At 36.5% G+C, this 10,720-nt stretch carries 7 protein-coding genes and 2 pseudogenes; 4 read left to right on the plus strand and 5 right to left on the minus strand.

Annotated features, from left to right (window positions below):
• Positions 1-49: 49 nt before the first annotated feature.
• On the minus strand, positions 50-718 hold the full coding sequence (gene fsa / locus COE25_RS26850) for a fructose-6-phosphate aldolase (protein ID WP_098934824.1): 669 nt from the start codon (positions 716-718) through the stop codon (positions 50-52).
• 17 nt (positions 719-735) lie between these two features.
• The gene (gene tkt / locus COE25_RS26855) at positions 736-2,730 is read right to left on the minus strand and encodes a transketolase (RefSeq protein ID WP_098934825.1); all 1,995 of its coding nucleotides are present in this window, start codon (positions 2,728-2,730) and stop codon (positions 736-738) included.
• 250 nt (positions 2,731-2,980) lie between these two features.
• Here tkt and COE25_RS26860 point away from each other — a divergent pair, with 250 nt between their 5' ends.
• Positions 2,981-3,730: a DeoR/GlpR family DNA-binding transcription regulator gene (locus COE25_RS26860; protein WP_088087256.1), complete on the plus strand. Its 750-nt coding sequence runs from the start codon at positions 2,981-2,983 to the stop codon at positions 3,728-3,730.
• 64 nt (positions 3,731-3,794) lie between these two features.
• Here the strand turns inward: COE25_RS26860 and COE25_RS26865 are convergent.
• Positions 3,795-4,298, minus strand: a pseudogene (locus tag COE25_RS26865) (transposase); the annotation flags it as partial.
• A 180-nt stretch (positions 4,299-4,478) separates the two neighbouring features.
• On the opposite strand from COE25_RS26865, the pseudogene COE25_RS26870 reads away from it, so the two are divergent.
• Positions 4,479-4,814: pseudogene (locus tag COE25_RS26870) on the plus strand (VOC family protein); the annotation flags it as partial.
• 529 nt (positions 4,815-5,343) lie between these two features.
• Here the strand turns inward: COE25_RS26870 and COE25_RS26880 are convergent.
• The gene (locus COE25_RS26880; RefSeq protein ID WP_098934826.1) at positions 5,344-6,720 is read right to left on the minus strand and encodes an aminotransferase-like domain-containing protein; all 1,377 of its coding nucleotides are present in this window, start codon (positions 6,718-6,720) and stop codon (positions 5,344-5,346) included.
• Between the two features lie 161 nt (positions 6,721-6,881).
• On the opposite strand from COE25_RS26880, the gene COE25_RS26885 reads away from it, so the two are divergent.
• Complete coding sequence (locus COE25_RS26885) at positions 6,882-7,784, plus strand: DMT family transporter (RefSeq protein ID WP_098934827.1); 903 nt, start codon at positions 6,882-6,884, stop codon at positions 7,782-7,784.
• Positions 7,785-7,978: 194 nt separating this feature from the next.
• Positions 7,979-8,587 (plus strand): FMN-binding negative transcriptional regulator, encoded by a 609-nt coding sequence (locus COE25_RS26890; RefSeq protein WP_088087258.1) that lies wholly within the window; start codon positions 7,979-7,981, stop codon positions 8,585-8,587.
• A gap of 391 nt (positions 8,588-8,978) precedes the next feature.
• On the opposite strand, the gene hpaB is transcribed toward COE25_RS26890, so the two are convergent.
• Positions 8,979-10,421: a 4-hydroxyphenylacetate 3-monooxygenase, oxygenase component gene (gene hpaB / locus COE25_RS26895; protein ID WP_098934828.1), complete on the minus strand. Its 1,443-nt coding sequence runs from the start codon at positions 10,419-10,421 to the stop codon at positions 8,979-8,981.
• Positions 10,422-10,720 lie beyond the last annotated feature (299 nt).

Genomic DNA, 10,720 nt, shown 5'->3' on the forward strand with positions numbered 1-10,720 from the left:
CTACCTATTGGGGAGCATATCAGAATTCCTGTCGTGTTTTTTATTTAACTTAGTTTTTAAGAGTAATTTCCCAATCAGCAGCAAATTTTTCGATTCCTTGATTAGTAAGTGGATGTTTAGAAATTTGCTCAATGACTGAAAATGGAATCGTTGCAATATGTGCACCTGCCATTGCTACACGAGTTACATGATCAGGATGACGAACAGATGCTGCAATAATTTGTGTGTCGAAATTATGAATGCGGAACAATTCAGCTATTTTTAATACTAATTGGACACCGTCTTCGGAAATATCATCTAAGCGGCCTAAAAATGGAGATACATACGTTGCACCAGCACGAGCTGCTAATAGTGCTTGGTTTACTGTAAAGATAAGTGTGACATTTGTTTTAACGCCTTTATCAGCAAGATAACGGCAAGCCTCTAAGCCAGCTAAAGTCATAGGAAGCTTGATTGTAATTTTCTTATCTCCGCCGTTAATTTTAATAAGCTCTTCAGCTTGGGCAATCATTTCATCAGCTGTAATGGCTTCTGGAGTTACTTCAGCGGAAACAGACTCTACTTGTGGAACTGCTTGGCAGATTTCTTCAATGCGGTCTTCGAATTTTACGCCTTCCTTAGCAACTAGGGAAGGATTGGTTGTAACACCAGATAAAACGCCAATTTTATATGCCTTTTTAATATCAACAAGATTTGCAGTATCAATAAATAATTTCATCGTATATTTCCTCCAATTTAAGATTTCAGTAGACTTTTTGCAGTTCGAACAACATTTTCTGTCGTAAATCCAAATAGCTCCATGACTGCAGTGCCCGTTCCTGAAGCACCGAATGTTTCAATAGATAATACTTTCCCTTCTGATCCTACATAGCGTTCCCATCCAAGAGAGATACCCATTTCTAGTGCCACACGCTTCGTAATAGAAGCAGGGAAGACAAGCTCTTTGTATTCTTTCGGTTGACGATCGAAAAGTTCCCAGCTTGGCATTGCGACAACGCGAACCGACACATTTTCCTTTTCAAGTTCAGCTTTCGCGTTAATGGCTAATGACACTTCTGAACCGGTAGAGATCAAAATAACCTCTGGTTGTTCATTTGTTTGCGTTAATACGTAAGCTCCTTTAGAAAGGTTGTCTATATTGGCTTGTGTTTCTTGGAACACAGGCAGGTTTTGACGGCTTAGTACCAAGGCAACCGGGCCGTCTAATTGTTGTAGTGCATAAGCCCAAGCACTTGCTGTTTCGTTTGCATCTGATGGGCGAATCACAGTTAGCCCTGGGATCGCACGAAGAGAAGCTAGCTGCTCAATTGGCTCATGAGTTGGACCATCTTCACCAACCGCAATCGAATCATGTGTAAATACATAAGTGACTGGAAGCTTTTGCAAGGCTGCCAGACGAATTGACGGTCTGAGATAATCATTGAAAACAAAGAATGTGCTTACAAAAGGCTTTACCCCGCCATGAAGAGCCAAACCATTGCCAGCCGCTCCCATTGCGTGTTCCCGAACACCAAAGTAGATATTTCGTCCGCTAAATGATTCTACTGCGAATGCTGCGTCTTCCTCTATATCTGTCATTGTGGAGTGAGAAAGATCCGCACTTCCTCCAAAAATAGAAGGAACTGATTTTACAAAATGGTTAATGGCTTCTCCGCTGGCTACACGAGTTGAAATTGTTTTACCCGTATCAAATGTCAGGATGTCTTCCGTATGGATTAAAACTTCTCCCGTGATGGCATGTTGCAGTTCCTTAGCTAATTCAGGATATGTCTCTTGATAAGACTGGAATAATGCATTCCATTGTTGTTCTTGGCTAATTCCTCTTTGTTTTAGCTCTTCAAAATGAGCTTTAACTTCTTCCGGTACAAAGAAATCCTCTTCATAGTGCCAGCCATATACCTGTTTTGTTGCACGAGCTTCTTCTGCTCCAAGGGGATTTCCATGTGCCTTGTTTGTTCCTGCAACTTTGGGACTTCCATAACCGATAGTGGTTCTAATTTCGATCAAAGTTGGTTGGTTTGTATTTTGTTTAGCTAATGTAATAGCTTTTGAGATTTCTGCTACATCATTGCCATCTTCTACTCGTAAATATTGCCAATGAGCAGATTCTGTTCTTTTTTGAATGTCCTCTGAAAATGAAAGGTTTAATTCACCGTCCAAAGAAATATCATTTGAGTCATATAATGCAATTAATTTTCCTAGTTTCATATGACCGGCCATAGACATGGCCTCATAAGAGATGCCTTCCATTAAGTCTCCATCGCCAACTAGAGCATATGTATAATGGTCAATAACAGGGTATCCATCCCGATTGAACTTTGCAGCTAAATGCGCTTCAGCCATCGCCATTCCTACTGCATTTGCAATTCCTTGCCCTAAAGGCCCAGTTGTCGCTTCAACACCTTCTGTGTGACCAAATTCGGGATGACCAGGTGTTTTGCTATTAAGCTTTCTAAAACTTTTTAAATCTTCTAAAGATACATTGTACCTAGCTAAATGAAGCAAACTATACAACAAACTAGATCCGTGTCCGGCAGAAAGAATAAATCGATCTCGATTAAACCATTTTGCATTTGCAGAATTATGATTTAGATGATGTGCCCAGAGTGCATATGCCATTGGAGCAGCCCCCATAGGAAGCCCTGGATGACCGGAATTAGCATTGTTGATCGCGTCAATTGATAAGGTACGAATCGTATTTACAGCTAGTGTTTCAATACTGTAATTCATCTTTTTTTCCTCCTCTTTATTCATGTAATTTTAAAATTAGTACAAAATGTCAGTTATTAGATTTCTTGCCTCGAATAATTTCTTGTTTTTGCATCTTAAAGCCAGTTTTTTCGTGTTTGAGAATATTTTATCTTTATAAACAAGAAAAAACAAGAATAATTTCGTGGAATTTTTTAAAATTGGTGAATTCCAGAAAAAATAATATAATATAAGAAAAAACATGCAAAAAACACGGAGGCTGATCATTGTTATGCTTAGAAAAGAACGGCAAAGCAAAATTTTACAAATACTTGAAAAGGAAGGGAAAGTCGTTGCTAAAGAATTAAGCATGAAATGGGATGTTTCCGAGGACACAATTAGACGAGATTTAAGGGAAATGGATTCATTTGGTCTTCTCAAAAGAGTACACGGCGGGGCATTTCCTGCATCAGCGAGTGCTTTAACTTTTTCTGAAAGAACGGAAGAAAATATAGATGCAAAAAAAAAATTGGCTTTAAAAGCAGTGGAAATTATTAAAGATGGACAAGTTCTTTTAATCGATGGAAGTACAACAAATCTTTTTCTGGCTCAAGAAATTCCAATGGAGTTTAAAGGAACCATTATTACGAATAGTCCCTCTATTAGTTTGGCATTATCAAAGCATCCAAATACAGATATCATCCTTTTGGGCGGAACCTTCTTTAAGGAATCTTTTGTGACTGTAGGATTGGATGTAATTGATGTGCTTAAAAATATTAGAGCCGATCTCTGTTTTTTAGGAGTGTATTCCCTGCACCCTGACTTTGGTATCAGCATCCCTCATATAGAAGAGTCTCATTCTAAACGTCAGATGATTAAAAGTTCAAATAAGATCGCAACCCTGGTAACAAGAAGTAAACTTAATACTATTTCCAATTACTTGGTTGGTCCCGTTTCAGAACTTGATTACTTAATTACGGAAGACGGTCCACTAAGTCATAATTTAAACAAGTACATGGAATTAGGTATCGAAATTATCTAACTATACTAGTTATTTTTAATTTGAGCTAAACCAGTTAATAGTTTGTTTGCATATGCAAAAAGGGTTTTCCTTCTTCTCGTAAAACTCGTAGTCTTCTATTGCGTGGAATGATCTCCTCAGTCGTTTTCTTTTTACAGGCATCCAAAATACCAATTTGAACAGCCATATACTAGGCGTGGAGAAATCTACACGAGCCATGTATGGTTATACGGTTTACCGATGCAGTAAACTTTCCTGAAGAGTACACAATCTAGGATCTATCTATTCCAGCGAATGCAACTAACTTCTTGGTTTCATTAAACCGATCTTTCTCTCCAATTTCAGAAATTATCGTTGCTGCGATCTTTTCTCCGATACCAGGGATAGATTTGAGGATATTATATTCTTCAATTTCCTTAGCGAGGGCATCTATCTCCGACTCTAACTTTGATAGATGTTTTTTATACTGAAGAATCATATTTATATACATACCAAGGCTTAAAATATGACTCTGATAAACTGTCTTTTCAAAAGGGTTACGGGACGCCGCAGCTTTAAGTTCAATCGCTTTTTCTTTTGCCCACAGTTTAATATAAAGTTGAAAAATAAAAAAAGAGTGGGAAATTTCCTCACTCAAACACTAAGATTTTTTCTCGACGCTTATCCAGAAGTTCCGCAGCACGCCTTGCCTTTTTCAAGTTTTTAGCTTGTTCATTAAAAGTCTTTTTTACTTTGGTTACCTCTCTTCAACATAAGGAGGAAATCGATTATGAGCGACAGACAGACAATACGAGGGCTTGCTACAGTCAATTTTTGGACGGATGTTCTACTAGCGGCAGGGAAGTGGTACGCCGAGCTATTGGGCATCGAACCATACTTTGAACGTCCAGGATATGCCGAGTTTCGCCTCGGCGATTACCAGTACGAGCTGGGCCTGATCGATAAACGCTACGTGCCCGATGGTTCAGCGACCGGCCCGGCAGGTGCTATAGTCTACTGGCAAGTCGATGATGTAACAGCAACTTTTTAGAAGCTGCTCTCATTGGGAGCGAAAGAATACGAGGCATCCACAGAGCGCGGCGAGGGGTTCATCACTGCTTTGGTGTCGTTGGGGCCAAGATTAATAGTAAAGCAGAAATCCTAGATTCTACTACGAAAGAACAGTTAAAAGCAGTTCTTAATTCTCTTATTTCATCTATCCGTAGTAGTATTTAAATAACCTTTTGTCACTAATTTTAATTTAATAAAGTCATATTTTTCACAACTTTTTTAAACTACCGTTTGATTACACTAACGGAGGCATTACTTGAAGAAAAATAAGCTAAGTAGTATCTATTTCTATATGTTGTTATTCCATTATAGGGCGCGTTTATTTAGGAACGCGTCTTTTTCGTATATGGGCAAATTATAATGGAATAAAGATTATTGAATGAAAGGGAAGATAAGTAAAATTTCTTAAACAAATTAAGTTTTTATATGAACTTCTTTTACTAACGGAGCAGTTTTTCAATACTTCGGAGGCAAGTTAATTGAAGAACCCTCTCAAAAATCATCGTTTTGAGAAGGTTTTATTTTATTTAAAAGTTGGAAATCCGCATAATCCTGATGCTACCCTCTATATACACTTAAGCATACTAAAAGAGTAAAAAGTTATTCGGAGTAATATGATTTTTTCTATTGGTAATTAAAGCAATACATTGAGCCAATCGCTCTACTCCTAGTTTAATTTGACTCTCTTTCACTTGAGAGATGCTTAATCGAAGGAGATTTTCCTTTTTATATTCTGGTAAAAACATTCTAGAGGCATCATCGACATATATATGCTGCTCGTTTAGCATATGAACTACCTGTTTTGCTGATACATTCTCGGGCAAACTGATGGAAAGATAGAATCCTGAAGTCGGTTTAGAAAAATGAGTATTATCCTGTAGCAATAATTCACAGGCTTCTTGAAGGATTTGCATTTTAGTACGGTAAACCTCTTTTATTTTTTTGAGATGGCTATTAAACATACCACTTTTTAAATAGATTTCTAATGCACCCTGAGAAAGTGCTGAACTATTAAAATCCGAACTAAATTTATATCGTAAAAAATTGTTAATCATTAATGTAGGAAGAACGACAGTAGCAATCCTTAACCCTGGGAGAAAAATTTTCGAAAAGCTTTTAATATAAATCACTCTTCCAGAAGGATCAAAAGAAAATAAAGGATCTGATTTTGCATTTGGATCCAGGTCTCCTAAAAAATCATCTTCCACTATATATACATCGTATTTTTCAGCTAACTCAACGATTTTTTTCTTTTCACTATTCGTGTAACAATGTCCAAGAGGATTGTGAAATCTCGGGATAATATAGAAAAATTTTATATCATTATTTCGAAAAATGTATTCCAGACGATCAAGATCAATCCCTTCCATCGATAACTCAATTCCAAAAGTAGTAGCTTGGTGCAGATTGATGGACTCAATAAACCCGAAATAAGTAGGCTGCTCAATTAGAATATTGTTTTTTCCATTTGGAAACGGCATAGAAACTAATAAATTTAGGGCTTGCTGCGAGCCAGATACAACGACTACTCTTTCAGGTTGAGTGAACACCTGTAAATTCTGCAAATATTTCACTACCTGTACTCGTAATGAGTAAAGCCCTTGTTGATCAGAGTATGTAAAAAGCTCTTCTTTATATTGTTCAATTGCTTGATTCATACAATGTTGAAATTCAACATAGGGCATAACGTTTTTATCTGGACCAGCAGATAAGAAATCAATCACCTCATTTTCTTTCGTCGCATTTTGTAATTCATTCACAACATAGTAGCCACTTTTAGGAACAGAATAAATTAAATGTTCTTTTTCTAGTTCTTCGTATGCTTTAATGACAGTATTTTTGCTACATGAAAAATACTCAGATAACTGACGAACAGAAGGGAGTTTACTACCTGCAATGAGCGATCCATCTGATAGCTGAAGCTTAATTTCTTCCATTAGCTTAATATATTTTGAGCTCATATATTGATCCTCCTTTAACTGAACCAGGACAGATGGGTAAAAAAATGGTTTATTTTTAGTGTGTGTACCTATTAATATTTTAATTATATCAGAACTGTTTTTTAAGGAAATTTAAAAATGGTACAGATGTGAAACAAAATAAAAAATAGGGGTAGGATAAGATGCAGAGAGAAACCAGCGAGAAATTTGGATTATTGTTGGGATTAATAGGTGTCATTTGTTTTAGCTTAACGCTCCCTTCTACAAGTATTGCAGTAGAGTATTTTGGGATTACGATCGTCGGTTTAGGAAGAACAGTTGTTGCTGCTATTTTAGTAGCTGGGGTATTGATTGTTCGAAAAGAAAAACTACCTTCTCCTCGCCAATTCAAAAGTCTATTTATTGTTGCTGTTGGTGCAGTTTTAGGATTTCCTCTCCTCACTTCTTGGGCTATGGAGTCCTTGCCTGTTTCTCATGGAGCTGTGGAATTAGCCCTGTTACCATTAGCAACAGCAGGATTTGCTATGTTTAGAGCAGGTGAAATCCCTTCTCTCAAATTCTGGATTTCAAGTATAATCGGCTCTTTAGCTGTTATTATGTATGCACTTCATCTTGGATTCGGTCAATTACAATTTGCCGATTTAGCTTTACTAACAGCAGTAATTATACTTGGACTTAGTTACGCAGAAGGTGGAAGATTAGCGAAAGAATTAGGTAGTTGGCAAGTGATTGCTTGGGCAATTATGATCGGTGCTCCATTTTTCATTATTCCAGTTGGGCTAAACCTTACAACTGAAATGCTCCATGCACCTTTACAAGCTTGGGTTAGTTTTATTTATCTCTCAGTGGTTAGTCAGTTTCTAGCATATGTTGCATGGTATAGCGGAATGGCTATGGGCGGAATAGCAAGAGTTAGTCAGATTCAATACTTACAACCATTTTTGATGATTCTATTTGCAACAGTATTTCTAGATGAATCCATCACACTATTCACTCTTGTAATAGCAGTGATTGTTGTTTTTTCAGTTATATTAGGCAAAAATGCTCGCGTATCAAAAAAAGGCTCTGTATCAGTGAAAAACTAACTTCATGTTTAATTGACATAGCTAAAAAATTAAATCTGAAAAGGAATAAATCTTATAGCATAGCTTATGGAATGACCGAATTGTAGTAGATGAAGAAGTTTTCATTGATAATTAGGATTGTGGTTAAAAAACGGTTATCGTATAGGGAATTATTAATTGAATGATAAGAAAAGATTCTGAGAGGAGAAAAAAACATGTATATTCCTGCACATTTTAAAATTAAAGACGAAACACTTGCCTTCGACATTATGAAGGAACATAGTTTTGCGACTCTTTTTTCTCAACATAATGGGTTGCCATTTGCGACTCATTTACCGTTAATTTTGAACAAGGATAATTCATACTTATATGGACATTTTGCTCGTCCTAATCCTCAGTGGAAAGATATCAAAAATCAAACCGTCTTAGCTATTTTTCATGGTCCTCATTGTTATATCTCACCATCTTGGTATGAGACGAATAAAGCAGTACCAACATGGAATTATGTAACTGTTCATGTTTACGGAGAAGTCGAACTATTAGAGGATGAACATGAGTTAATGAACTCCTTAAATGATATGGTATTGAAGTACGAAGCTCCTGACAGTTCATACAATTTAAAAGATGTTGATGGTGAGTTTCTCGCTGGCATGAACAAGGGAGTTCAAGGATTCAAAATAAAAATCAACAAAATAGAAGGGAAAGCAAAGTTAAGTCAAAACCATTCATCGGAGCGACAAAAGTTAATTGTTAATCAATTGGAACAGATTTCAAGTACAGATGAGCAACAGATTTCATTTTTAATGATAGCAAACCTAAAATAATAACGTAGAATATTACTGCATAACGGGAGTGATGATTCAATAAGGATTTTGGACCAGGATTAGGACCAGGTTTTTATCCAGGTATTGGTTTAGGAGGACCAGGCTCAGGTTTTGGTTTCTCTCCAGGTCTTGGCTTAGGTGGACCAGGTTCAGGATTTGGTTTTTATCCAGGACTTGGTTTTGGCTATCCGCACCCACACCACCACCACTACCCGTACTACCACCATTATTAAAATTATCTCATAAAAACTTCCAAATAATAATGGGATGAAGTTTCTCTGAAACAGGATGTTTCCATAATTGTAGAAACGCCTGTTTCTTGTAAGAGATGGAAAAAGTTGACAAATTATTACTGGTCGATACTGTATTATGACAATTTGACCAGACACTCTTAATTTTTTAGATCTAAAAATTTGCTAATTTCTTCAACATATTTATCTTTTTGATAGTTCTTATATAAAGCACTTGATAATCGAATGGGGTCACCAAAAAAGTATCTTTCATATTGGGTTTGTCTTGTACCAAATGAACTCATCGAAAGATCCCATGCCAATCGGAAAATTTTAACCCGATCATTAGCTGTCTTGTTTGCCGCTTGAAGGTATTGGTTCAGGTCTTCTCTAATATCAGAATCAAAGTCCCTCTCAGTAGGTAAGGAAACCATTCCGCTAGCTCCAATTAATTGGATAATTTCACTGAAGCGGGGATAAATTCTAGGAAAGATGTTACAAGCGACTTGTAATGGTATCATACTAGGTCGCATATATCCCCATTCATCTAATTCTGAATCATTTTCTGATTTCTCTAATAGTGCTTTCATTGTTTCAAGACCAATAATCATTTCGGAAAGTTTTTCTTGTATATGTTGATACTCACTAACATTAATCGTATCGACAAGAAGTTGAACAACCCCAAGAATAAATTCTGTTTTTACAATTTGTCTGGTTACAACTTGATGGTATGCAAAGGTGTAAAAAGAGCTTTGATTCATGAAGTCAGTAGCAGCTTCAACATTATCGTAAAAAAATACTCTATCCCATGGAACTAATACATTGTCAAAGACAACGATTGAATCCATTTCTTCATATCTTGAACTGAGGGGATGATTAAAAGAAGATTCTCCTCCCACAAAAGATTCTCTGCAAATAAATCTTAATCCTTTCGTGTTAGAAGGGATAGAAAAGGCGAACGCTTCTTCACTATCAAATAATCTTGGGGCAGAAATAACCAATACTTCATCAGTTAACCCGCCTTGAGTAGCGAGCAGTCGGGCACCTTTTATGACTATTCCTTTTTCATTTCTATCAATAATCTTAGCGGAAATAGGCTTTTCAGAAAAATCCAAATAAAGCTGGGAACGATTTACCTGGGGAGTAATAAATGTATGTGTTAACGAGAGGTCTTGTTCCATCGCTCTTTCATATAGAAATCTAATATTTTCAGGAAAACAATTTTCTCTACCTTTTATTAGTGAGGCAGAGGAGGCAAAGCTCATTACAGCCGTGTTCATATAGTCAGGACTTCTTCCCATCATTCCATGAGTGTGTATTGCCCAATTTTCGATCATTTTTCTTCTTCTCTTCAAATCCTCTTTCGATTTGGGCTGCAAATATGAAAGTCCAATAGGTTCTTCTTTATCAGGTAAAAAGAAAGTCATCTCATCTTTTAGAACGGGATTATTTTGTAAATCATAAAGGGAAGCTTTTGCATTAATAATCCCTTTAAAGGCAGGATGCTCAGAAATTTTTCCCTTAATTTTTTCACCATCAAACCAAATCTCATTTTCCAACTTATTTAAACGATCAATAAAATTTTTTCCATTAATGATTCCCAAATTTACCTACTCCCTTGGTTAAAGATCCATAAAATCGTACTAGCTAAGCTAATATCATTTTATTGGATAACATGGATGCTTGTTCCTGTTGGAAGAGCCTTGTTTTAAATTGGGGAAAATGCCATTATAAATGAAAATTTCAATTAGCTACCTTCATTTTCCTGACATTCAAGTTATTCTCAAGAATACATGTTAATTTGTGTAGGATTGAACTTAAACAAACGGGTACTTGTGCGGCCGAGCCTAGGTCGTATCATATAGCGGGTGGGATTCCCGTCCAGTAAGAACTAGCCATTCGC

Source organism: Bacillus sp. AFS031507, assembly GCF_002584635.1.
In the GTDB taxonomy this organism is placed as follows: Bacteria; Bacillota; Bacilli; order Bacillales; family Cytobacillaceae; genus Neobacillus.